This is a genomic window from Bradyrhizobium sp. CB82 (assembly GCF_029714405.1).
Lineage (GTDB): Bacteria > Pseudomonadota > Alphaproteobacteria > Rhizobiales > Xanthobacteraceae > Bradyrhizobium.
In genome coordinates this window covers 2,172,417-2,196,640 of sequence record NZ_CP121650.1, presented here as the reverse complement: position 1 = coordinate 2,196,640, position 24,224 = coordinate 2,172,417, and the positions used below count along the sequence as shown (strand labels likewise).

The window sequence follows — 24,224 nt, the reverse complement described above, 5'->3', positions numbered from 1 at the left end:
AAGCTCATGCAGGCTGCTTCCATGGACTTCGCCCCATCGATCGGGTGGTTTTGCCGATCTTGACGATTTGAATCAGCCCAGAGTCGCCGAAAGGCGGCATCCGGGCAGCAGGAACTTCTGAAAACGAAGTCCGATTTAGCATTTCGGTCTGCGCCGCGAGGCCTGCCGAGGCGCCCTGCCCGAGAAAGGGCCGCTCAATTGCAGGAGCGCGTGCGTCCGTCTCGCCGACTGTGAGCTGCGGCGAAAGCAAAGTATTTTCGCAATAATAGCCTGTGTCAAAGGCAGCAAACCGCAGGATATTCGGTTTCATCACGAAAGTCCGTCGGACCTGCCGCAATACTTGGTTACGATACGGCAATCACCGGAGATCCCTGCCCGATGAGCGCGCCGCTCCTGCATATCGAATCCAGTCCATCCCTGCCGCGAGAGGCAGACGTCGTAGTCATCGGCGGCGGCGTGGTGGGCGTCTTCACGAGTTACTATCTCGCCCGTCGCGGTCTGAAGGTCGCGTTGCTTGAAAAGGGCCGTGTCGCCGCCGAGCAATCCAGCCACAACTGGGGATGGTGCCGGCAAAGAACCGCGATGCGCGCGAGCTGCCGATTGCAACCAAAAGCCTCGATCTCTGGGAGAGAGTTGCCCAGGAGACCGGCGAAGATACAGGTTTCCGCCGCTCGCGTCCGGTGGGAAAAGATGCTGGTTGATGCTATGTGAATGCTTATGACGCTAGACCTTCAAAGCCTTGACGCAGTTGTCGCCCCTCATCTCATGGCATTGCTATGAAGCTCGATAAAATCGACATCAGGATTTTATGCGAACTGCAGAAAAACGGGCGGATGTCCAATGTCGAGCTTTCCGAGCTGATAAATCTTTCCCCAAGCCCATGTCTGATGCGCGTCAAGAGGCTCCAGACGGAGGGCTTCATCACCGGCTATTCCGCCCAGATTGACGTCTCCAAGCTCGGACAAACTCTGACTGTGTTCGCCGAGATCACCTTGAAGAATCATCGGCAGATCGATTTCGCGCGCTTTCTCACGACGATCGAAAAGGTCGATTCCGTCGTCGAATGCCATCTCGTTTCGGGCGGATACGACTATCTCGTCAAATTCATCACGGCAGGGATCAGCGAATACCAGGCGGTCATGGAGCGTCTCGTCGAGATGGATATCGGCATCGACAAATACTTCAGTTTCGTCGTGCTGAAATCGCCAATCGTGAAGTCCCATTTGCCGCTCGAAAGCATCTTCAATAGCTGACAAGTAGGCGCAGCGATCAATCTTTCATCGCCGCGCGGACGTCCTTGTCTTCGAGCGTCTCGTCGAGCGTGACCCTTGTCCGTTCGATGATGCCGTCGATATCAGCATCGGTGCAGCAGAGCGGCGGCGCATAGCCCAGTACGCCCTGGGCAAAGGCGCGGATGACGAGGCCGTTGTCCCATGCGCGGTCGAAAATGCGGCGCGCCGCGTCGGCTTCCGCCGGCAGCGGCGTCTTGCGCTGCTTGTCGGCGACAAGCTCGATTGCAGCCAGCATACCGCGACCACGGACATCGCCGACAAGCGGATGATCGGCAAGCGCGCGAAGCCCTTCCATCAGACGATGCCCGGCCTTTCGGCCGTTTTCCAACAGGCCGTTTTCGTAAAGGTCAAGGCACGCGAGCCCGACGGCTGCACTGACGGGATGTGCGGAATAGGTGTAGCCGTGGCCGACGGCCGCCTTGCCGGCGCCATCGGCAATGGTGTTGTAGACGCGGTCGGACATCAAAACGGCTCCCATCGGCACATAGCCCGACGTCAGTCCTTTTGCCGTGGTCATGAGATCCGGCACGACGTCGTCCTCTTCACAGGCGAAGAGCGGACCGACACGGCCAAAGCCGGTGATGACCTCATCGGCAACGAATAGAATATCGTGCTCCCTACAAACAGCCTGCATCGCCCTCAGCCAAGACGGCGGCGGAACGAGGACGCCTCCTGACCCCTGTATCGGTTCGACATAGAAGGCGGCGACGCGTTCGGCGCCGAGCTCGGCGATCTTGGCCCGCAGAGCGGCGACCGATGCCGCAATGATAGCCTGGGGATGCGAACCGACGGGATTGCGATAGGCGTAGTGCGACGGAATTTTGTGCTGCCAGTTGTATGGCACTCCAAAGCCCGCGTGAAAGGCCGGCAGCGCGGTCAGGCCAGACCCTGCCGTCGACGATCCATGGTAGCCAGATTCGACGGAAATGAACTGGTCCTTCTGTGGCGTACCCTTGGCATAGTAATAGTACCGGATGAACCGGATCGTGCTGTCGATGGCGTCGGAGCCGCCCAAGGTGAAGTAGACATGGTTCAGATCGCCAGGCGCCAATTCAGCCAGCCTGGCGGCCAACCGGATGGCCGGGTCGGAGCCCAACCCGAAATAACCCGTCGCATAAGGCAGTTCACGGAGCTGCCTCAAAGCCGCTTCGACGATGCTGTCCTGTCCGTAACCGGCATTGACACACCACAGACCCGCAAAACCGTCCAGCAATTGACGGCCCGAGACATCGGTCAGCGTCGCGCCCTTCCCTGACTTCAGCACTCGGACGCCCGTCGCCTCGTGGCTGCGATAGGATGAGACCGGGTGAATCAGATGCGCGCGATCGAGCTCAATCAGCGAGTTGCTCAACATGTCGTCCTCCAGCTCAACCGCAAGGCTTGTGCGGCACTCCCGATGTCTTCCGAGCTCAACGTAAGACGCCCAGGACAGCAGTTGCTCCCAGGCATGACAAGGGCGGAAGGCGTTTTGACTTTGATTGACGATCGACGCGGCATCTTGTGCCGGCATCGGCCTGTGCCTGGCATTGGCGCTCAACTCGGAGGCGCCTTTTCGCACAACTCTCTGCCACAGCTTCGATCCGATACGACACAATCTGCTCCCCGTCGCCGCGACAGCGGTGCTTTATCCGGTCGTCTGCCCGCTATGATCCCTGTCGTACCGGAACGCGGTGCGTGAGGACCAAAAAGGATCGAGCCATGGCGACGTTTAGACCCAAATACATCACCTTCGACTGTTACGGCACGCTGACCAATTTCGACATGGCCGGCGCGGCAAGGAGAGTCTATGGCTCCGAGCTCTCGTCGACGGCTATGGCAAAGCTCATCAAGGACTTTTCTGCCTATCGCCTGGACGAGGTTCTCGGCGCCTGGAAGCCGTATTTCGAGGTCGTGCACAATGCGCTGGAGCGCGCGTGCAAGCGCAACGGTATCGTATTTCGGCCGGAGCATGCCCAGCGCATCAATGAGGAGATCCACAAATGGGGTCCACATCCCGATGTTCCGGAGGGCCTGGCCAAGGTCGCCAGGGAGATTCCACTGGTCATCCTGTCGAACTCCATGAAGAATCTCATCATGTCGAATGTGGAGAAGCTTGGCGCTCCGTTCCACATGGTCATCACCGCGGAGGAGACCGGCGCCTACAAGCCGCAGATGAAGGGCTTCGAGTATATGCTGGACAAGCTGGGGTGCGGCCCGGAGGATATCACCCACGTCTCCTCTTCCTTCCGCTACGACCTGATGACCGCTTACGATCTCGGCATCAAGAGCAAGGTCTGGGTAAACCGCGGTCACGAGCCCGCGAACCCCTTCTATGAATACACCGAGGTCGCTGGCATCGACGGGCTTGCGGCGGCAGTCGGCCTGGAGCCCCTGCGCAAGAGCGCGTGAGCGCAGTTCTCTCAGGTTCTCTCGTTGCGCTTCAGTTCTTCAAAAGCTTCAATCGAGATCGGTGCGCTGTGAAGGAAAAGGGGGCGGTTCGACCGCCCCCTTTTCTTGTTTCAGATATTGATCCGATGGGCCGCTCAGTCCAGCCCGCCGACATGAAGCGCCTTGGTCTCCAGATATTCTTCTATCCCGAGCTGCGATCCCTCGCGTCCGAGGCCTGACTGCTTGACGCCGCCGAACGGCGCCACCTCGGTCGAGATCAGGCCTATGTTCAGGCCGACCATGCCGAACTCGAGCGCCTCGGCAACACGCCAGGAGCGCTTGAGGTTTTCCGTGTAGAAATAGGCGGCAAGGCCAAAAGGCGTGCCGTTGGCGATCGCAATCGCCTCGTCCTCGGTCTCAAAGCGGAAAAGCGGTGCGATCGGCCCGAAGGTCTCTTCTGAAGCCAGGAGCATCTCAGTCGTCGCGCCGCCGAGCACGAGAGGGCGGGCATATTGCCGACCTTCCGGCACCGACTCACTCTCCGAGATGATCTTTGCGCCCTTATCCAGGGCGTCCATGACGTGCCGCTTGATCTTCTCGATCGCCGCGCCATTGATCATCGGCCCGATTGCGACCCCCTCTTCCGTGCCGGCGCCGACCTTCATTTTCGCAACCCGGCTGGCAAGCTTCTGGGCGAAGACGTCGTAAATGCCGGATTGAACGAGAATGCGATTGCAGCAGACGCACGTCTGCCCGCCATTGCGGAATTTTGACGCAATCGCACCCTCCACGGCCCGGTCGATATCGGCATCGTCAAAGACGATGAACGGCGCGTTGCCACCGAGCTCGAGGCTGAGCCTCTTGATGTTGTCGGCGGCGCCCTTCATTAGCAAAGCGCCGACGCGGGTCGATCCGGTGAACGAGATCTTGCGCACGGTTTCATTGGCCATCAGCTCCGCGCCAATTTCCGCCGGCATGCCCGTCACGATGTTGATCACGCCCGCCGGGATTCCGGCCCGCTCAGCCAGAACAGCGATGGCGAGAGCTGAAAAAGGCGTAAACTCAGATGGCTTGATGACGACTGTGCAGCCCGCGGCAAGCGCTGGTGCCACCTTGCGCGTTATCATCGCGTTGGGGAAATTCCAGGGCGTGATGATCCCGCAGACGCCGACTGGCTCTTTCAGCACCAAAATGCGGCGATGGACTGAGGGCGCCGGGATAGTCGATCCGTTGATCCGGCGGGCCTCTTCGGCAAACCATTTGACGAAGGATGCCCCATAACGGATCTCTCCGAGCGATTCAGCAAGCGGCTTGCCCTGTTCCAGCGTGAGCAGAAGAGCCAAATCCTGCTCATGGCGTCGCATAAGCTCATGCCAGCGCTCCAGCAGCGCGGCACGCTCTGCATGAACCTTGGTCTTCCAATGCTTGAACGCAGCCGCCGCTGCGTCGATTGCTGCCCTGGTCTCGTCTCGGCCCATATCGGGGATGGTGCCAAGCACTTTCTGGCTGGCAGGATCGATGACATCAACGCTGGCTTTCGTGCTCGCATCCCGCCAAGTGCCGCCGATCAGCGCTTGCTGGCGAAACAGATCTTTGTCCTTCAATGCAATCATGGGCTTGCTCCTTGTCTTCGGGCCCGACCCCACCATTACTGCCTGATTTGTGAGTGGCGAGACGAAGCCGTCTCAAGCGAGCAGTACAGGACCGCACGCCGCATTTTTCATCGATAATGAAGTGTCTGACCGCGTTGAATCTGGTCAGGCGCGACCCCTGAGGTCGAATATTCTGAGGGCCGCTCTAGTGCTGCCATGAGCATCGTCTCAGTCATAGTGGCAGACGTAGATCTTTCGCACGGTCTCGATCGTGCGCCAGACACCGACAAAGCCGGGTTTCATCACAAAGCTGTCGCCGGCGCGGTACCTCCTGGTCTCACCACCCTTTTCCTCGATTTCGATGAGACCCGAGAGAATGTGGCAGAACTCGAAGGTGGTGCCCTTGATGGAATGGGTCTCGCCCGGCGTTGCTTCCCAGACACCGGTCAGCACCTTCTCGCCTTTCGAGGCGTCCTGTGCCCAGGTCTTGAACGATGGATTGCCAGAAATGAGCCTTTCCGGGGCAGGCAAGGCATTCTTCGGTGCGAAGTCCGGATTCGTGTCGATGGTGACCAGAAGTGACATGGCGCTTTTCCTGTTAGTAGCCGAGTGTTCGATCGACAAGGCCGATCGGATTTCGTCCAGCGCGGTGGCGCCGGATGTTTTCTATGACGGATTGTGCTGCCGTATGCGGTTGCGTCGCGGACGCGATATGCGGCGTTATGATCACTTTCGGATGGGACCAGAGCACATGGCTTTCCGGAAGTGGCTCGGGATCGGTCACGTCGAGCATGGCTGCTGCCAGGCGGCCACTGTCGAGCGCCTCAACAAGTGCGCCTTGGTCAAGTTGAGGGCCGCGGCCAACATGCAGCAAACTCGCTCCCACCGGCAACAACGAGAAAAGCCTTGCATTCAGAATGCCGCTCGTTTGCTCCGTCAGGGGCAGAAGACAGACGAGAATATCCGTTGCCCCCAGAAAGCTGCCGAGCTGATCGTCGCCATGAAAGCAGGCGACGCCCTCAATTGCCTTTTTGCTGCGGCTCCATGCGGCAAGAGGGAATCGAAACGGCTTCAAGCGATCAATTGCAGCTTGCGCCAGCATTCCAAGACCCAGAAAGCCCACACGCCGATCGGCCGCCTGGGTCGTTGCAAGAGCCTGCCAGATGCCTCGTCTCTGCTGCTCTCCATATGCAAGCATCTGGCGATGGAGCGTCAGCACCCCGAGGACGACGTATTCCTGCATCATGCGTATGATGCCATCCTCGACCATGCGCACGAGCTTCACATGGTCCGGTAGGGTCTCCGGCTTGAATTGATCGACCCCGGCACCGATGGAAAAGAGCACTTCCAGATTGCGAAAGCGCGAGAGATCGTCTGGCGCGTGCCAGGTCAGCAGGTACCGTATCTTTTCCGGATCGATACATTCGCTACAATGGTAGAATTCCAGATTGGGAAGCTCGCGCGCGAAGATTTGCCGAAATATCGCACCCCGAGCGGCATCGGAATTGAAAAGGAACGCCATTGACGCATCCTTCAGGTGCTCGCCCGGGATGCTGGGCGCGGAAGCCCTCCTGCAGCCCGGCAGTAGTAGCAAAGCCGACCGACGACGGCGTGCTTTGGCAAACGCCCAAGGGTTGGAGAGGCAACCAGCCTTGCAACGAATTCTTCAAGATTCACGGGGCTCATCCTGCCTGTGCTATTGCCGGATATCGATAGGCTAACGGCAAGCAGCAGCTTTCCCTGCTGAATTCAGTTGCGCTATAGGCGGAACATTCCGAAAAAGGAGGGCCAAACAGGCCAAACCTGCTGGCTTTCGGCGCTATGCTGCTGCAAAACGAGGCTTGCGCGGTACGGCGGAAGGCCGACGGAGTAGTATGCCGTAAAGCCTTGGCGTCTCGCAAAAGGATGAACTGAATGGGACGAACGGTACGCGTGAAGTCCTTCGAACTGGTCGCGAGGGACATCAACGAGGTTGATGTGAAGCTGCTTCACGCGCTCTCGATTGCGGTCGGCTGGCCGCATCGGCCCAAGGACTGGGATTTCTTGCGCCGCGCAGGTCACGGCATCGTGGCGGTCGATGGCATCGGACGCGTTTTCGGGAGCGCCATGTGGTTTCCACATGGACGCGAATTCGCCACCGTGGGCCTAGTGATCACCTCGCCCCGCACCCAGGCACAGGGGACTGGCAGCTGGCTCATGCAACAGGTATTTGAGCGATGTGGCGATCGAAATTTGACCTTGAACTCGACCGACGCCGCCTATCACCTTTACCTTTCGCTAGGATTTACGAAGGAAGCGCTTGTGTATCTGTGGCAGGGCGAGGTCCTTTCGTCCCTCCCGGCGATTCCAGTTTTGGACGGCGAACTCGGGTCGCTGTCAGCCAAAGATCTTAAAGAGGTAGCAGCATTGGATGAGCGCGCGTTCGGAACGAGCCGATACAAGCTGCTTGCATTGCTTTCAGAAGGCGCGTCAATCTACGTCCTGAGACGCGGTGGCGAAATCGTCGGATACTCCATGAATCGCGAGTTCGGGCGGGGTCATGTGATCGGTCCGATCGTCGCCAGCAATGACCGCGACGCGATCCATCTCACCGCCGTGCATCTCAAGGAGCTCACGGGAGAGTTCGTCCGCGTCGATACGCGGGAGCAAACGGGCCTCTTTGCCGACTTTCTCCAGCAGAGCCACCTCGCAATGAGTGACACCGTCACAACAATGTCTAAGGGACGACGATTCCTGAATCGAAAAGAAAGCGAGCCGTGGGTCTACGGATTGGCCGGTCACGCCCTGAGCTGAATTTGAGGCGCGGCGTCCCCGGCAGGCAATGCCGCGCGTGATTGTGTAGCGCCGCGGGTGAACAGCCTCTTGCGGATTTCCTTGTTGCTCCGGCCGTTGGCGCCCATTCGGATCAATTAGCGAAACATGAAAGAAGAGTTCTCGACCTTTGTAGACCAGAATCCACTCTCGAAGCTACGATCAAAAGAGGGAATTCTGCCCGCCACGAATCTCAGGCGCTCGCGTCAAAAGCTTTCAGGCCGTCGCCGGTGCGCGCCCACGCAAGAATCGCGTAGGCGGTTTTCGGGGATCATTGGTAGGTGGACGACCCAGGCGCGCTTGGCCCATTCCGCGGGGACGTCGTAAACGTTCTTGGACGTATCTCCGACCAGGTTATCCATCGTATCCTCCCCTACGCGGCTGCGTTCCATCACGCCTGCAGAAACTGAGTGACCACATCAATCTGCTCGCGGACCATCAGCGGCGGCACGTGGCCACAATCATCGAACTGAAAAACATTGGCCATTCGGTTGCGCTTTCGCATCTCGGCCGCGAGGTCGAATGAGAGCAAGTCAGAGCGAGCGCCGCGCAGCACAAGCACCGGCACCTTGATCGCCTCCCAATAGGCCCAGAGATTGAGCGGCTGAAACCATGGCAACCGAAAGCCCTTCGCAATCTTGGGATCGCATAACAGCACGTATCCCTGTCGGACGTCGTCCCAACGAACGCTGTGCGTGGCGAGATGGCGCCAATGCTCGTCAAGCAGCTCACCATAAGGTGCCAGCACGGTTCGAAAGTACGTCTCAGCATCTTCAATCGTCGCAAACAGCGGCGGCATCTTGTCGATGTACTGGCCGATCCGCTGAAGCCCAGTCGACGAAACGAAGGGGCCGATATCGTTGATGACGAGCTTGCGGACGATACTGCCGGAGAAGCCGGCCATGATCATGCCGATCAACCCGCCGAGCGAAGTTCCGACCCAGTCAATCTCGGTGACACCAAGACGCGCAATGAGCGCATTCATGTCAGCGCAATATTGGGGGAGCGTGTAATGATCGGGATCGCCTATCCAGCCGCTGCGTCCACGGCCCGGCAGATCCGGGCAAATCACCCGTCGTCCAGCAGCCACCAACTGTTCAGCCAGATGGTCGAAATCCCGACCCTGCCGCGTCAGTCCATGCACGCAAACGACCGGCCTCTCGTCCTCGAGAGGCCCCCAATCGGTATAGGCCAATTGGTGAAAGCCGGAGGGCGAGAGCCCGAGCACGACGCCCTCCCGATCAGGCTGCCTGGATTTCGGCGATCCACCTGCCATGTCCCGTATTAGCCTGCTAGCCGCTTCAAACATGTCGCCCCTGCAACCTGATCAGCAGGTCCGTGCTCTCCAAACGGGCACGGACCATGCCGACATCGCCTACTTCTTGCCTTCGCCCGGGAGAAACGCCGTTCTCATCTTTTCGAAATCCTCGGTCATCCGCTGCTTCACGACGTTGAAAACCTCGGTGTTCGACTTGACCGTCAATTCGGCAAGCTCGCGTGCATTCGCGATTGCAGTTTCGAACGCCCTCCGCGCGAATTCGCCTTGCTGCTCGCCCGACAGCTTCATGTCGCGAATTGCGGTGCGCACCTGCTCGCCGGTGACACGCAGGATTTCCAACTGGCGATGCGAGATTGCGGCCGCTCCCTCGGCCGTCAACTGAGCTGCCTTCGACATTGCCTCGATGTTCTTGCGCTGGCTTTCGATTAATGCGTCGACATTCACGCCTGGTACTTTGAGATTCTCTGTCAGCTTCGCAAACTGCTCCTTCATCGCTTTCGTCGCGACTTCGATGTCCTGGGTCATGATCAACCTCCTCGGTTAGATGGCTTCTTCCTTGCGTAGCCCGCGTGCGAAGGCTTGCGCCTCGGCCCGGGTTTCGAAGATGTGCGGGGCGACGTGACGCTCGGCGAGACCCTCGCCCAGCTTGAGACGCATGAATGCGCTGGTGGTGTAGCGCGATGCCGAGCTGTAATAGCGCCGCTCGAGATAGGCGATCATCGAGAAATAGGTGTCGCTGACCGCTGGATCCAAATGGAAGCCGTCATAGTTGGCAACGAGCGCCACCGGTTTGCCGACGGCACGACAGGCGCGTTCGACCTCGCGGCGAACCAGGTCCACGTCCTCAACCGTCCTGACGTCGAAGCCCTCGAAATTGACGAACAGGGTGTTGCGTTCGGCATCGTAGCCAATCCGGTCAGCGAGGCTTCTGCCAAGCAGCATGTGATCCAGACCCATTGGTCCGTCGCGGAAGATGCGGGGATCCATCGGCTTGACGTTGCGGATGAGCAGCTCGAATTCCATGTGCGCCAAGATGTCGCGATCGAGATCGATGCCGGGAGCAACCTCGATCAGTTCCACACCGGCAGGCGTCCGCTGCAACACGCAGCGCTCGGTGACATAGAACACCGGCTGGCCGGTCGCCACCGCATGGTCGCCGCTAAATGTGATCTGCTCGACCGCGGAGACGAACTTCTTGGTTGTGCCTTCGCGCAGGATGTGGAGTGCGCCGTCCTCAACCGCGACCTTCAATCCGCCGCTGGTGAACGTGCCCGCAAACACAAGCTTCTTCGAGCTCTGCGAGATGTTGATGAACCCACCAGCACCCGCCAGCCGTGAACCGAAACGACTGACATTGACGTTTCCGGCAGCATCCGCCTGCGCCATGCCGAGGCAGGCAAGATCAAGTCCGCCGCCGTCGTAGAAATCGAACTGCTGGTTCTGATGAATGACCGCATCCGGGTTCAACGCAGTGCCGAAATTGAGCCCACCCTGCGGCATGCCCCCGATTATGCCGGGCTCGGCCGTGAGCGTCAGGAACGTCAGCATGTGCTCTTCCGCGGCGACCGCGGCGACGCCCTCGGGCATACCGATACCGAGATTGACGACGCCGCCCGGCGGCAGTTCGAAGGCACAGCGCCGCGCGATGATCTTGCGCTCGTCGAGTTCAAGCGGCTTGACGCGGTCCATCGGCACCCGCTGCCGGCCGGAGAAGGCATGGCTGTAGGTCGCGCCATAGGTCTGGACGTGATTGATGGGATCTGCGACCACGACGCAATCGACGAGAATGCCGGGAATCTGCACCTCGCGGGGGTTGAGCGAACTGCTGGCCGCGATGCGCTCGACCTGCACGATGACGAAGCCGCGCGAATTCTTCGCCGCCATCGCCATTGCCAGATTGTCCAGCGTCAGCGCCTCGCGCTCCATCGTGATGTTGCCGGCGGGATCGGCCGTCGTGCCGCGCAACAGCGCGACGTTGATCGGAAACGACTTGTAACGCAGCCATTCCTCATCGTTGATCCGCATCAGCTCGACGAGATCTTCCGTGGTGCTCTCATTGAGCTTGCCACCCTGTAAACGGGGATCGACGAAGGTCTTGAGGCCGACCTTGGAGATCACGCCGCAGCCGCGCGCGGCGATGTTGCGATAGAGATGCGAGATGCAGCCGAGCGGCAAATTGTAGGCCTCGATCCGGTTGGCGAGCGCGAGCTCGCCGAGCTTGGGCACCAGCGCCCAATGGCCGCCGACCACTCGCTTCAGGAGACCGTCATGGGCGAGCCGGTTGAGGCCGCGGTCTCCGGCATCGCCGGGCGCAGCCGCAAACATCAGAGTGAGGTCCGCGGGGTGGCGGGTTTCGCGATAGCGCTTCTCCAGTGCGATCAGGAGCTCATCGGGCGTGCCGATGCCGACGAAGCCGGATGTACAGACCGTATCGCGATCCCTGATGATAGCGACCGCCTCATCAGCGGAGACGATTTTGTCCTTGTTCATCGCGCTAGTCCCTGGCGGAGAGCCACTCCGAGATACCCTTGCTCAGCGAGCCCTGCGACTTGCTCGATACGAACAGGCCGACATGGCCGCCGGGCAGTTCGATTTCCGAATAGTCCTTGGTGCCGACATGCGCGCTGAGCGCCCGCGAGCAGGTCGGCGGAATGATGTGGTCATTCAGCGCGAAGACGTTGAGGACTGGCGCGGTGAGATTCGACAGATCGACGCGCCGTCCCGACAGCTCGAACTCGCCCTTCACGAGCTTGTTATCCTGATAGAGATCCTTCAGCCACTGCTTGGCGGCTTCACCCGGATGGGCGGGCCGGTCGGCAAGCCATTTCTCCATGCGCAGGAAATTCATCAGCTTGGCTTCGTCGTCGATGACGTCGATCAGGTCGATGTTGTACTTGGTCAGCGAGCGCATCGGCGTCATCAGAGAGATGACCGAGCTCATGAACTCGCCGGGTAGCCCGCCATAGACGTCGACCAAGCGGTCGATGTCGGCGCGATCGAGACTGCGCGTCCAGACGTTCAGGAAGCCGTGATGGGTGTCGGGATCGTCACGATCGGCATGGAAGTCGATCGGCGTGATCGTCAGCACCAGGCCCCTGACCTTGTCCGGATGCAGCGCGGCATAGCAGGTGGTGAATACGCCGCCCTCGCAGATGCCGAGCAGCATGATCTTGTCATGTCCGGTCTCGCGACAAACGCGCGTGACGGCGGCATGGATGTAGTCGTCGACATAATCGTCGATGGTCAGCCAACGCTCGCTGCGGTTCGGCTGGCCCCAATCGACCAGCCAGAGATCCAGCCCCTGCCGCAACAAACTGCGCACCAGCGAGCAGTCCTCCTGAAGGTCCGCCATGGTGTAGCGGCCGATCAGGCCGTACGCCAGCAGGACCGGCGTCTTCACCTTCTGCTCGGTCAAGGGTGTGTAGCGAAACAGCTCGACCTTGTCGCGCCGCATGACGAGCGTCTTCGGGGTTGCGCCGACATCGACGTCTTCGTCCTTGATGGACGACAGCAGCTTGCCGGCCTTGAGCAGCTTGTCGCTCATCTCAGCGAAGCCGTCGCCCTTCGGCGTCTGCGGGCTCATGCCTCACCTCCGGCGATCCGTCGCTCCAGGGCGCGGACCTCGCGCCTCAGCTCGGTGACCTGGCGGGTCAGATCGTCGAAATCGCGCTGTGTCGGCATTCCCAGCACGGCGGCGATCGCGTCCGATACGTCCGATTGCCGGGCCCTGAACTCGGTCGCGGCCTGCAACATTTGCTTCTGCGCGACCAAAAACTCCTCCGAGCGCTGGTTGGCGATCAGCTCCTCATTGGCAAGATCGTTCCATGCCCCGAGCTGCTCGCGCCAGCTGGGGCTGTCGCCCGACTGCGGCATCTTCATCTTGTATTGCTGCGCCGTGCGCATCCAGGGCTTTGAGGCGACGAGCTGGTAGGCGGCAAGCTTGCTTTGCAGCTCGCCCCAGGCCGCCGTCATGTTCGCCAGCTTGCGGTCGAAATCGAGGACGTCGGCGAGGCGCGGTCCCTTGGCCATGCGTTCGATCGCCTCGGCGAGGTCGTTGCCGGGGCCGACGCCGAACCCGCTCTCGGCCGCGCGCCTCATGATGAAGGGCAGCATCGAGCTCGACCAGTTTTCGCTGACGCCGGCGGCAGCGCCCGCCATCGCGCGCCAGGAATCCATCCATTGCGCGGCGAGCGGCCCGAAGGGATTTGCGCCAGAGCTTTCCTCAGTCATGGGCAACCTGAACATAACGGTTGCTACCGTCACCGAAGGCGGCGCTGTAGATCGCGTACGCGTCGTCTAGTGTCAGCTCCCTGGGGTTATTGACCAAGAGGCGCGTCTGCTTCATCGCGTCTTCCGCGAGCTTCTTCAGATCGTCGCGGCCGATCCCGACCGCCGCCAGCGATCCTGGCACCTGGCAATCGCGGCCGATCGACGTCATTTCGTCGATGAAGGCCCGCGCCTTCTCAGGCACGCTGCCGCGCAGGCCCGGCTTCACGATCTCGGCGAGCTCCGCATAGAACGGCTCGGCCGCGGTCAGGTTGAACTCCAGTACATGGCGCAGCACGAGCGCATTCGACAGACCGTGCGGCACGTGGAAGATCGCCCCGATCGGATAAGCGAGCGCGTGAACGGCAGCGACTGGCGCATTGGCGAAGGCCATGCCGGCGAGCATCGAGCCGAGCAGCATCTCCGAACGGGCTTCGAGATCTTTCCCATTCTCGCAGACACGCCGCACATTGGCCGACAACAAAGCCAGCGCCTGGCGCGCGAGCTGGTCGGACATCGGGTTCTTCTTGACCTTGCTGGTATAGGCCTCGATCGCATGTACCATGGCATCGATGCCGGTCGCGGCGGTCACTGGCGCCGACAGACCAAGGGTCAGCTCGGGATCGAGGATTGCCCAGTCCGGGATCAGGACCGGCGACACAACCCCCTTCTTCTCCGTGGTCGGCGTCGTGACGATCGCGATCGGCGTCACCTCGGAGCCGGTCCCGGCCGTCGTCGGCACCAGTAGCAGCGGCAGGCGTTTTCCTTTCGCCAGACCGACGCCGTAGATGTCGTCGAGACGATCCGGCGTCCGGGCGAGATAGGCCACGAGCTTTGCGGTGTCGAGTGCGCTGCCCCCGCCGATCGAGAGCACCAACTCGATCTGACCAGCCCGACACGCATCCGCAGCCGCTTCCACGATATGGGACGACGGGTCGGCGACTACGTCATCGAATATGCTGAGCTCGACGCCGGCTGCCGAGAGCGATGCCTCGGCGTCTTTGGTCAATCCGGCGCCCCGCACCCCCTTGTCGGTCACCAGCATTACGCGCCGTGCGCCGTAGCTCGTAACCAGCTCGTTGATTTTTCGCGAGGCACCGGCCTCGAACATGATGTTCGACGGGGCCTGAAAGGTGAATTTCCCGATCATGTTTCTGCTCCTCCGGGTATCGTCAAATGGCCTGCGAGGGGCTCAGGCGCGGCGATGCAGCACCACCAATTTTTCCTGGGTCATGTCGCGCATGGTGTAGGGAATGCCCCCAACGCCGTAGCCGGCCTCGCGGCGGCCTGCGAACGGCATCCAGTCCGTCCTGAACGTGGTGGGATCGTTGATCATGACCGCGGACGCATCGAGTCGTTCACTGGCGCGCAGGGCAACGTCGATGTCCTCGCTAAACACGCACGCCTGGAACGGCACCCGCAGTGAGTTCGCCCGCGTGATGGCCTCATCCAGCTGCGAAAAGCGGTAGACGCAGACCACCGGCCCAAACACTTCTTCGCGCGACACCCGGGCTCCGAGCGGCGGTTCGATCAAAACCGTCGGCTGCATCAGTGTCTCTGACAGGCGTTCGCCGCCGCTGACGCGCCTGGCGCCGCCCGCATCGGGCGCGGGCCAGCCGTCGCGGTCGGCGAGCACGCGGAGCGCCGCTTGCAATTTTGCTTCCATCGCATCGGCATCATCGACCGGAACCTCGGCAAACGGAGCCCGGTCGAACGCCTGAACAACCTGCAGCATGGCGTGCTCGTCAGATCGGTTCGCCGCCGAGCTTGCGATTGCGCAGCTCGTCGACCAGGACCTTCGTGTTCTCCGAATAGTCGATCGCGACATCGACGAGATGCACGCCGCCGCCCTTGAATGCTGCTTCCAGCGTCGGCAACAGCCCATCGACCGACGTGACGCGAGAGCCTTTGGCCCCGTAGGACTCGGCATAGCGGACGAAGTCCGGGTTGCCGAAGGTGAGACCGAAATCCGGGAAATCGTCGACGGCCTGCTTCCAGCGGATCATGCCGTAGGCGCCATCATTGAGGATCAGCACCACGAGATTCAGCTTGAGACGGACAGCCGTCTCCAGCTCCTGGCTGTTCATCATGAAGCCACCGTCGCCGCAGATCGCCATGACGCGGCGGTCCGGATAGAGCATCGCCGCCATCATCGCTGACGGCAAGCCAGCGCCCATCGTGGCCAGCGCGTTGTCAAGCAACAGCGTGTTGGCGACATAGGTCCGGTAGTTGCGGGCGAACCAGATCTTGTACATGCCGTTGTCGAGCGCGACGATGCCGTTCTCGGGAATCACCTGGCGAACGTCATGCACCAGCCGCTGTGGCGTGACCGGCCAGCGGCTTTCGGTCGCACGATCGGCGATGCGGCCGAGAATGCCATCGCGCAGCGGCAACAGCGCCTTGGCATTGTGCAGCTTGCCTTCGAGCCGATCGGCAAGAAGCTCCAGGCTCGGACCGACATCGCCGACCACTTCGGCATGCGGGAAGTAGACCTGCTCCACCGTCGCCGGCGTGTAGCTGACGTGGATGACTTGCGGTCCTTTGGGACCCATGATGAACGGCGGCTTCTCAACCGTGTCATGGCCGATGGCAATGATTAGATCGGCCTGGTCGATCGCTTCATGCACGTAGTCGCGCTCCGACAGCGCCGCGGTCCCCATATAGAGGTTCGTGCCGCCGGGAACGGTACCCTTGCCCATTTGCGTCGTGAAGAACGGAATGCCCGTGCGCCGCACGAAGCCAGCGATGCCGAAGGTCGAGCGCGGACGGCTGGCGGCGGCCGCGAGCATGATCAGGGGGCGCTTTGCCGCCAGGATCATCTCAGCCGCGCGGTCGAGCGCCGCACGGTGCGCGACAGGTATTTCGATCGGATGGATCGGCACCATTGGCACCGACTCGACCTCGTCGCCAGCGATGTCTTCGGGCAGTTCTAGCAGGACCGGGCCCGGCCGCTCCTCCGTAGCGACGCGGAAGGCGTCACGCACCAGCGTTGGGATGCTGGACGCGCTGACGATCTGCCGCGGCAGCTTCGTCAGCGGCTTCATCGAGGCGATAACGTCCACGATCTGGAAGCGCGCCTGGCGGCTGCTCATGATCGCCTTCTGCCCCGTCAGCAGCACCATCGGCATCGCGCCGAGGTGCGCGTAGGCCGCACCCGTCGAGAAGTTCAACGCGCCCGGCCCTAGCGTCGAGATGCAGACGCCGGGCCGACCGGTGAGTCGTCCGTGCGTCGCGGCCATGAACGCGGCGGCCTGCTCGTGGCGCGTCAGCACCAGCTCGATCTTCGAGTTGCGTAGCGACTCGACGACGTCGAGATTCTCCTCGCCGGGAACACCAAAGACCCGGTCGACGCCCTCATGTTCCAATGCCGCGACCAACAGGTCAGAGCCCTTCACCATGTCTTTCTCCTTTATGTCTGTCGGCGTCAGGCCAGGCGCTTGATCACGGCGCCGGCGAAATCAGCCGTCGAGACCTTGCCGCCGAGATCGGCTGTCCGCACATTGTCGACCTGCAAAGTCTGCTCGATTGCGGTTCGCAGCTTGGTCGCGAGATCGTCCCGCTCGACATGCTTGAGCATGAGGCCGGCGGCGAGCAGCAGCGCGAGCGGATTGGCGATGCCCTTGCCGGCGATGTCAGGTGCCGACCCGTGCACCGCCTCGAAGATCGCAGCCTTCTCCCCGATGTTGGCGCCAGGCGCCATGCCGAGACCACCGACCAGGCCGGACATCTGGTCGGACAGAATGTCGCCGAACAGATTGGTGGTGACGATGACGTCGAACTGCCACGGGTTCATCACGAGTTGCATGGCACAGGCATCGACGATGCGATCGTCCATCGCGATCCGCCCCTCATATTCCTTGGCGATTTCGCGGCCGGCCTGAAGGAACAGCCCGGTCAGGGCCTTCAACAGGTTGGCCTTGTGAACTACGGTCACTTTCTTGCGGCCATGGGCGAGCGCATACTCGAACGCGAAGCGGACGATACGTCGCGCTTCCGCATGGGTGTTGACGCCCGACGAGATCGCGACCGCGTGCGGATCGTCGCCCACCTGGATGAAGTGCTCGAATGCGACGTAGAGACCCTCGATGTTTTCACGGACGAGCACGAGGTCAATGTCCTCGTAACGACCGCCGGGCACCATCGTCTTGACCGGACGCAGATTGGCGTAGAGACCGAACTCTTCCCGCAGGCGCACGTTCACCGAGCGGAAACCGCCGCCAACCGGCGTCGTCAGCGGCCCTTTCAGAGCGAGCTTGGTCCGGCGGATGCTGTCGATCAGCGCGCCGGGCAAGGGATCGCCCGCGCTCTGGATGCCGGCCATGCCGCCCTGCTGGAGGTCCCACTCGAAAGGCGCGCCGAGCACATCCAAGATGCGGGTCACGGCCGCCGTGATCTCTGGGCCGATCCCGTCACCAGGTATCAAGGTTGCCGGAATTTTTCCTGACATGTTCGTTTCCCCGTGTTTGATCGTGTCCTGAGGATCACGCAGCAAGCTGGCGCAGCACGTAGGGCAGAATGCCGCCGTGCTTGTAGTAATTGGGCTCGTCGAGCGTATCGATGCGGCAGGTCAGTGGGACCTGCTTCACCGTGCCATCTGCCATCGTGATGTCGATGGTGATGCGCTGGCCGGGCGTGATGTCGGCGATCCCTTTGATCGAGACCTGCTCGGCGCCGGTCAGGCCGAGGCTCTTCCAGGAGGTGCCATCGTCAAAGACGAAGGGCAGGATGCCCATGCCGACGAGATTGGACCGGTGAATGCGCTCGAAGCTCTGCGCGATGACGGCGCGCACGCCGAGCAGCTTAGTGCCCTTGGCGGCCCAGTCGCGCGAAGAGCCGTTGCCATATTCGATGCCGGCGAACACGACCAGAGGCACATTATCGCGTTGGTAGTGCATCGCCGCGTCGAAGATCGACAGCCGCTCACCGGAAGGCTGATGCACCGCCCAGCCGCCTTCCGGCGTGACGCCGCCCGCGGCAATCACGACATGACCGTGGCTGAACTCCTTGCCCTCGACCGCGAATTGCTTGGTGGCCTGGTCTTGCTTGCCGTATTCGCCTTCGAGCGCGGTGAGGAAGTTGGTCTTGGCAATGGAAAGGCCGTCGCGCTCGGTGGTCCAGACCGTCTGCGCCAGATATTCGAGATTGACCTGGTGGCAAATACCGGTGCCCGGCGGCACCACGCGAAAATTGGCAAACGTCCCCTGCCCCCATTTCAGGAAGTTGTAGCGCTCGCCATTCTGCTCATACTCCCTGGCAACGTTATCGTGCAGAGCTTGCGGGTTGCCGAAATGGTCGACTACGACGGAATGGTCGATCACGAGATCGACCGGAACCAGCGGATTGATCTTCGCCGGATCACCGCCGAGCTTCTGCATGCCGTCCCGCATGGCCGCAAGATCGACCAGGGCAGGCACGCCAGTGAAATCCTGTATCAGAACACGGGACGGACGGAAGCCGATCTCCGCTGCCGCCGATCCGCGGTCTTCGGTCCACTTCGCCAGAGCTTCGATGTTGGCTCGCGTCACCGACTGGCCATCCTCGAAGCGCAGCAGGTTCTCCAGCAGAACTTTCAGAGAGAAAGGCAGCCGTGAAATACCTGCGAGACCGTTCTTTGCCGCTTCCGGCAATGAAAAATAGGTATACCGCCGTCCGTGGACGTCGAGGGTACGCTGACATGTAAAGCTGTCTAATGCCGTCATGATCACCTCCCTCATCCGCACGCGCCAGGCCCAAGAGGCCGGAGGCTCTACCCACGGAGGGAGGGGTGTCTGTGAATGCGCTTACCGTTCTGAGTCGGTAAAGCCATGACGTCCTCCCACTTTTTCAAATGCGTAATGGCTGCGCGTCCGCTTAGGGGCCAGCATCAACCCAGCACTGTTGGGGAGCAGGATAGAGGCGGTTACCTGTCAACAACCTGTCGCGGCTGCCAAGGCAACGAGATTGGGTCTTGGCCATCGCAACGTGATGTGAGGCGGAATTTCATCGTGACACGGAGGCCGCTACGGCGCTTGCCCTCGCCGAGCTCGATCGAGCCGCCCATCCGGTCGAGCAACACGCGAACGATGGAGAGCCCCAAGCCACTTCCGTCGGGCGCATCCGGGCGGGCGATTCTGTAGAACCGCTCGAATACCTTCTGCCGCTCGGCCGGCGGGATTCCGGGGCCGTCGTCTTCGATGTCCACAAGGCCATTCTCGCCGTTCCTGGACAGTCTCGCGATCACTACCCCGCCGGCAGCTCCGTACCGGATCGCATTGTCGATCACGTTACCCAAAATTTCGTCGACCAGAAGCTCGCTGGCTTCGACGAACATCTCTTCCTGCTCCACCTCCAGCTGCAGCTCGATGTTGCGAGCCGCCGCAGCTTGCGCCCGCAGCGCAAGGGCTTGTTTCGCCTTCATCACGAGCGAAATTCTCTCTGCAGGCGATCTGACAAATGCGTCCTCGTCGGCACGGGCGAGCGTCAACAGTTGCGAGATCATCCGATCCAGCCGGACGACCTGAGTGTCCACCTCCATGACCATCTCGGCCATCTCGCTCGAACCAATCAAGCGACGCTTAAGGAGATCCAGATGAGTCCTTAGCGCAGCAAGCGGGGTTCGCATCTGGTGCGACGCATCGGCGGTAAACTGGCGCAAGATCTGGGTCGCGAAGTTCACGCGATCAAGCAGTTCATTGATCGCCTGCGCGGGCGCAAGCGCCTCCTTCGGCACCATGTGCAGATCGAGCGGCTGGAAGTCTTTTGAGCCGCTGATTCCACGGCGATCGATCTGCCGCTTCAATTGGGCAAGCGGCCCGAGCCCGCGTTCGACCGCGATCCATGTGAGCAGGGCGATGACGGCGAGGAGCACTATCTCGGCCAAGGCAAGCTCGCGGATCATTTCGCGCCAGAGCTGGTCTCGCGCGTGTTTAGTCTCTGCTACGGCAACCAAGACAGGTTTAGCGATCCCATATACATGTCGTGATACGGCAGCTATGCGGACGGCATTGCCGCGATAGTTATCATCCCAGAACATCGGCTGTTCCGGCTCAAGTGCCGCACTCTTGGGCATAGGCAGGTCGTTGTATCCGGTGACCGTCTGGCCATCCACGCTCACCTTGTAAAAAATACTGTCGTCAGACTGCGTCTCGAGCATACCCAGCGCCACTCGCGGCAGATCGACAGTAACCTCTCCGTCCTCCACGGCCAGACGCTCGGCGATCGTCAGCAGCGAGCCTTGCAGCAACCGATCATGCGTGACCTCCACCACGTGAGAGATGACGAGGCTGCCGCCTACCGCCACAGCGATCGCAAGGCATGAAACAGGAACCAGAAGGCCGAGGAGAAACCGGGTTTTGAGGGACGGCTGACGTCTCGCCATCAGCGTGCTTCCAGAAGATATCCGAGCCCACGCATGGTGCGGATCCTCGGTCCATCAGAACCGAGTTTCTGGCGAAGACGGGCGATATAGAGCTCCAGCACATTTGGGCCAACCGGCTCGTCGAAGCCGAAGACCTCGGCAATAAGGCGGTCCTTTAGTACTAGCTTGCCATGGTGAAGCATCAATATCTTCAGAACCGCCATCTCCCGGCGGCGCAAGTCAAGCGGCTTATCACCGAGGGTCGCGCGGCCCATCGCTGGATCGATCACGAGGGATCCGCACGTCAAAAGCGGATCGGTGCGACCTTGACCGCGCCTGACCAGCGCGCGAACACGCGCTTCGAACTCCGACAGATCGAACGGCTTGCGAACGTAATCGTCCGCTCCGAGATCCAGTCCCTTTACCTTGTCTGCGGTGGCATCGCGTGCTGTCAAGATCATGATCGGCACCTTCGACCCGCTGGCGCGGACCTGACGCAGAACCTCAAAACCCGAGCTATTGGGCAAGCCGAGATCGAGGACCACAAGGCTGTAAGGTTCGGAGATGGCGATTGAAGCCGCTTCGGCGCCATCCGGTTCATGATCAACCGCAAAGCCCATCGACTTGAGCGAGGCCGAAAGACCCCGGACAAGTGCCATATCGTCTTCAACGATCAGGATCCTCACGGCGCCTCCCCCGCCATTGATTTCTTGGCTCCGGCGCTTGTTGCTTTATTTGCACCTTGCCAGACCTCTATCACAGAGCAGTCGCGATGGCATCTCCATCTTTGCAGACACCTTTTATCGTTCGGTAAATCCGCATACTCCCTGCCTGTGCGGTCCTGACGCGCCGCGGCGGCTCGCCGTGACAGGTTGACGACAGCTCAGCTGTCTACGCTATCTCATCGCTTTCGCTGCAGCAGCTCTGGACCACCTGCGCTTTTTGACTGCGCCAAATCGGGCGGTCCCAACGCAAAGCGCGATCGATGCGCAACACAAGAACCCGTAATCGGGTCAAACAACACGAGAACCACGGGAGGACAACATGACGGCATCCGGGCAATCGAAGATCGGGATGGTGCTGCGCGTCACCAGCGGCAACTTCCTGGAGATGTTCGACTTCTTTCTTTCCGGGGTGTTTGCGTCCTACATCGCCAAGGCATTCTTTCCGCTTGAAAGCCAGTACGCATCCCTACTGTTGACGTTTGTCGCTTTTGGAGCCGGCTTCTTGATGCGTCCGCTCGGGGCCATCTTCCTAGGGGCTTACGTCGACCGGATCGGACGTCGCAAGGGCTTGATCGTGACACTCTCGATCATGGCTTGCGGAACCGTCTTGATCGCTTTCGTCCCGAGCTACGCGACCATTGGCATCGCGGCTCCTCTCCTCGTGCTGATCGGAAGGCTGTTGCAGGGCTTCTCAGCGGGAGTCGAGCTGGGCGGCGTGTCCGTCTATCTCTCCGAGATGGCGACGCCCGGCCACAAAGGTTTCTATGCCAGTTGGCAATCGGCGAGCCAGCAAGTCGCGATCATCGTGTCGGCCGCATTCGGCTTTGCGCTCAACGCCTGGCTTTCTCCGCAGCAGGTCGACGACTGGGGATGGCGGATTCCGTTCTTCGTTGGCTGCATGATCGTGCCGTTCGTGTTCTTCATCCGACGTTCGCTGCAGGAGACGGAGGAGTTTCTCGCGCGCAAGCATCATCCCACCGTAGGTCAGATTTACCGCTCGATCCTCGCAAACTGGGCGATCGTGCTGTGCGGCATGATGATGGTGATCATGACGACCGTTTCGTTCTACCTCATCACTGTCTACACGCCTACCTTCGGGAAGTCAGTTTTGAAGCTCTCCGCGACCGACAGTTTGTTGGTGACGATCTGCGTCGGCATTTCGAACTTCTTCTGGCTTCCGGTGATGGGAGCCTGGTCGGACAAGATCGGCCGCAAGCCGATCCTCGTGGGCTTCTCTCTACTTGGCCTCGTCTCGGCCTATCCCGCTCTCTCCTGGCTCGCCGCTGAGCCGACTTTCGGCAAGATGCTGGCCGTCGAACTTTGGTTGTCTTTTATCTATGCGAGCTACAATGGCGCGATGATCGTCGCGCTGACGGAGGTCATGCCGGTCGGCGTACGCACGTCCGGCTTCTCCCTTGCCTACAGCCTGGCGACGACATTTGGGGGCTTTACGGCTGCCATCTGCACCTGGCTGATTGCGGTGACCGGCGATAATGCTGCCCCCGGCTGGTGGATGAGCGCCGCGGCAGCATGTGGCCTGGTTGGGACCCTGTTGGTGTATAGAACGCAGGCGGTTGCGACGGCATCCGAAGTCTCCGCCAGCTTGAACACCGTCGGGACCTGAGGAGGGCCACCTGTCATGAATGAACAGCCCCAACGTGACTTGATGCGTCCCATTCGTCCGACTTGGCTTCTTGCAGTAGCGGTCCTGGTTGCCACACTCTGCGCACCAGGGGCTGAAGCGGCGGAAATTCGGGTCATGATTTCAGGCGGCCTCAGCGCCGCCTACAAGGAGCTCGTCCCACAATTCGAAAAGGCGACCGGCAACGCCGTCATCACATCTTACGGGCCTTCGATGGGAAGTACTGAGAATGCGATCCCCATTCGTTTGGCCCGCGGGGAACCTGCTGATGTTCTTATCATGGTGGGTGACGCGCTCGGTGTCATGATCTCCAAGGGATATGCCGATGCTGGCAGCCGAGTGGACCTTGTGCGCTCCCCGATAGGCATGGTTGTTCGCGCGGGGGCTCCCAGGCCCGACATCTCGACAGCGGAGGCCCTCAAGGCAACCCTCCTCGCCGCGAAATCCGTCGCATATTCCGACAGTGCCAGCGGCGTCTACGTCGGGACAGAACTCTTCAAAAAGCTCGGGATCGCGTCGGAGATGGAAGGCAAGGCCAAAATGATCCCGGCAGATCCCGTCGCCGGCGTCGTCGCGCGCGGTGACGCCGAACTCGGCTTTCAGCAAATCAGCGAGTTGCTGCCAATCCCGGGCGCCGAGCTGGTTGGGCCGCTGCCACCAGAACTCCAAAAGATCACAATCTTCTCGGCTGCCCTCACCAGGGACACCAAGGCACGCGAGCAAGGCAGGGCACTCATCGACTTCCTCGCTTCGGCCGCGGCGGCGCCCGCACTCGTGAAATCCGGCATGGAGCCAATCGCCACCACCCGATAGAAATCTCTTGGATCCGGATTGAGCCCGAGCTTTTCTTCGGACGAGGGCCTCCTCTATACTGTCTGCTTTAGACGTCGGCTGGCGGACTGGTTACGATAACC

Annotated in this window: 20 protein-coding genes and 4 pseudogenes; 6 read left to right on the top strand and 18 right to left on the bottom strand. The window is 60.9% G+C overall.

Annotated features, from left to right (window positions below):
- Window positions 1-4: 4 nt before the first annotated feature.
- Window positions 5-310 (bottom strand): hypothetical protein, encoded by a 306-nt coding sequence (locus tag QA640_RS10660; RefSeq protein ID WP_283040606.1) that lies wholly within the window; start codon window positions 308-310, stop codon window positions 5-7.
- 68 nt (window positions 311-378) lie between these two features.
- Here QA640_RS10660 and QA640_RS10655 point away from each other — a divergent pair.
- Together QA640_RS10655 and QA640_RS10650 are read left to right on the top strand one after the other, a co-directional pair.
- Window positions 379-671 (top strand): annotated as a pseudogene (locus QA640_RS10655) (FAD-dependent oxidoreductase); the annotation flags it as partial.
- Window positions 672-776: 105 nt separating this feature from the next.
- Entirely contained in the window at window positions 777-1,253 is a 477-nt protein-coding gene (locus QA640_RS10650; RefSeq protein WP_283040605.1) for an Lrp/AsnC family transcriptional regulator, read from the top strand.
- 16 nt (window positions 1,254-1,269) lie between these two features.
- Here the strand turns inward: QA640_RS10650 and QA640_RS10645 are convergent, their stop codons facing one another.
- Window positions 1,270-2,646 carry an aspartate aminotransferase family protein gene (locus tag QA640_RS10645; RefSeq protein ID WP_283040604.1) on the bottom strand — a complete coding sequence of 459 codons (1,377 nt, stop codon included), beginning with the start codon at window positions 2,644-2,646 and terminating at the stop codon, window positions 1,270-1,272.
- A gap of 344 nt (window positions 2,647-2,990) precedes the next feature.
- On the opposite strand from QA640_RS10645, the gene QA640_RS10640 reads away from it, so the two are divergent.
- Window positions 2,991-3,680 (top strand): haloacid dehalogenase type II, encoded by a 690-nt coding sequence (locus QA640_RS10640; RefSeq protein ID WP_283040603.1) that lies wholly within the window; start codon window positions 2,991-2,993, stop codon window positions 3,678-3,680.
- 134 nt (window positions 3,681-3,814) lie between these two features.
- On the opposite strand, the gene QA640_RS10635 is transcribed toward QA640_RS10640, so the two are convergent.
- From QA640_RS10635 to QA640_RS10625, 3 genes are all read right to left on the bottom strand, one after another.
- Complete coding sequence (locus QA640_RS10635; protein ID WP_283040602.1) at window positions 3,815-5,272, bottom strand: NAD-dependent succinate-semialdehyde dehydrogenase; 1,458 nt, start codon at window positions 5,270-5,272, stop codon at window positions 3,815-3,817.
- Between the two features lie 207 nt (window positions 5,273-5,479).
- Complete coding sequence (locus QA640_RS10630) at window positions 5,480-5,836, bottom strand: cupin domain-containing protein (protein WP_027544597.1); 357 nt, start codon at window positions 5,834-5,836, stop codon at window positions 5,480-5,482.
- A gap of 13 nt (window positions 5,837-5,849) precedes the next feature.
- Window positions 5,850-6,773: a glyoxylate/hydroxypyruvate reductase A gene (locus tag QA640_RS10625; RefSeq protein WP_283040601.1), complete on the bottom strand. Its 924-nt coding sequence runs from the start codon at window positions 6,771-6,773 to the stop codon at window positions 5,850-5,852.
- A gap of 392 nt (window positions 6,774-7,165) precedes the next feature.
- Here QA640_RS10625 and QA640_RS10620 point away from each other — a divergent pair, with 392 nt between their 5' ends.
- Complete coding sequence (locus QA640_RS10620) at window positions 7,166-8,044, top strand: GNAT family N-acetyltransferase (protein WP_283040600.1); 879 nt, start codon at window positions 7,166-7,168, stop codon at window positions 8,042-8,044.
- Between the two features lie 409 nt (window positions 8,045-8,453).
- On the opposite strand, the gene QA640_RS10615 is transcribed toward QA640_RS10620, so the two are convergent.
- The 13 genes and pseudogenes from QA640_RS10615 to QA640_RS10555 form a co-directional block, all read right to left on the bottom strand.
- On the bottom strand, window positions 8,454-9,338 hold the full coding sequence (locus QA640_RS10615; RefSeq protein WP_283040599.1) for an alpha/beta hydrolase: 885 nt from the start codon (window positions 9,336-9,338) through the stop codon (window positions 8,454-8,456).
- A 99-nt stretch (window positions 9,339-9,437) separates the two neighbouring features.
- Window positions 9,438-9,866: a TIGR01841 family phasin gene (phaP, locus tag QA640_RS10610; RefSeq protein WP_283040598.1), complete on the bottom strand. Its 429-nt coding sequence runs from the start codon at window positions 9,864-9,866 to the stop codon at window positions 9,438-9,440.
- 15 nt (window positions 9,867-9,881) lie between these two features.
- Complete coding sequence (locus QA640_RS10605; protein WP_283040597.1) at window positions 9,882-11,831, bottom strand: acyl CoA:acetate/3-ketoacid CoA transferase; 1,950 nt, start codon at window positions 11,829-11,831, stop codon at window positions 9,882-9,884.
- Window positions 11,832-11,835: 4 nt separating this feature from the next.
- Window positions 11,836-12,924 (bottom strand): class III poly(R)-hydroxyalkanoic acid synthase subunit PhaC, encoded by a 1,089-nt coding sequence (phaC, locus tag QA640_RS10600; RefSeq protein WP_283040596.1) that lies wholly within the window; start codon window positions 12,922-12,924, stop codon window positions 11,836-11,838.
- Window positions 12,921-13,571, bottom strand: a complete 651-nt coding sequence (locus QA640_RS10595) for a poly(R)-hydroxyalkanoic acid synthase subunit PhaE (RefSeq protein WP_283040595.1) — start codon at window positions 13,569-13,571, stop codon at window positions 12,921-12,923. Before QA640_RS10595 ends, phaC begins: the two co-directional genes overlap by 4 nt.
- Window positions 13,564-14,754 carry an iron-containing alcohol dehydrogenase gene (locus tag QA640_RS10590; protein ID WP_283042764.1) on the bottom strand — a complete coding sequence of 397 codons (1,191 nt, stop codon included), beginning with the start codon at window positions 14,752-14,754 and terminating at the stop codon, window positions 13,564-13,566. The genes QA640_RS10595 and QA640_RS10590 overlap by 8 nt, the downstream gene beginning before the upstream one ends.
- A 45-nt stretch (window positions 14,755-14,799) precedes the next feature.
- Window positions 14,800-15,216: pseudogene (locus tag QA640_RS10585) on the bottom strand (aldehyde dehydrogenase family protein); the annotation flags it as partial.
- Window positions 15,217-15,352: 136 nt separating this feature from the next.
- Window positions 15,353-17,005: an acetolactate synthase large subunit gene (locus tag QA640_RS10580; protein WP_283040594.1), complete on the bottom strand. Its 1,653-nt coding sequence runs from the start codon at window positions 17,003-17,005 to the stop codon at window positions 15,353-15,355.
- A 26-nt stretch (window positions 17,006-17,031) separates the two neighbouring features.
- On the bottom strand, window positions 17,032-18,054 hold the full coding sequence (locus QA640_RS10575) for an isocitrate/isopropylmalate family dehydrogenase (protein WP_283040593.1): 1,023 nt from the start codon (window positions 18,052-18,054) through the stop codon (window positions 17,032-17,034).
- Between the two features lie 34 nt (window positions 18,055-18,088).
- Window positions 18,089-18,562 (bottom strand): annotated as a pseudogene (locus QA640_RS10570) (aconitate hydratase); the annotation flags it as partial.
- Window positions 18,563-18,691: 129 nt separating this feature from the next.
- A pseudogene (locus QA640_RS10565) lies at window positions 18,692-19,306 on the bottom strand (aconitase family protein); the annotation flags it as partial.
- Between the two features lie 200 nt (window positions 19,307-19,506).
- Entirely contained in the window at window positions 19,507-20,964 is a 1,458-nt protein-coding gene (locus QA640_RS10560) for a sensor histidine kinase (RefSeq protein ID WP_283040592.1), read from the bottom strand.
- On the bottom strand, window positions 20,964-21,629 hold the full coding sequence (locus tag QA640_RS10555; protein WP_283040591.1) for a response regulator: 666 nt from the start codon (window positions 21,627-21,629) through the stop codon (window positions 20,964-20,966). The genes QA640_RS10560 and QA640_RS10555 overlap by 1 nt, the downstream gene beginning before the upstream one ends.
- A gap of 358 nt (window positions 21,630-21,987) precedes the next feature.
- Between QA640_RS10555 and QA640_RS10550 the strand changes: the two genes are divergently transcribed.
- Window positions 21,988-23,292 (top strand): MFS transporter, encoded by a 1,305-nt coding sequence (locus QA640_RS10550; RefSeq protein WP_283040590.1) that lies wholly within the window; start codon window positions 21,988-21,990, stop codon window positions 23,290-23,292.
- Window positions 23,293-23,334: 42 nt separating this feature from the next.
- Entirely contained in the window at window positions 23,335-24,123 is a 789-nt protein-coding gene (locus tag QA640_RS10545; protein WP_283042763.1) for a substrate-binding domain-containing protein, read from the top strand.
- Window positions 24,124-24,224 lie beyond the last annotated feature (101 nt).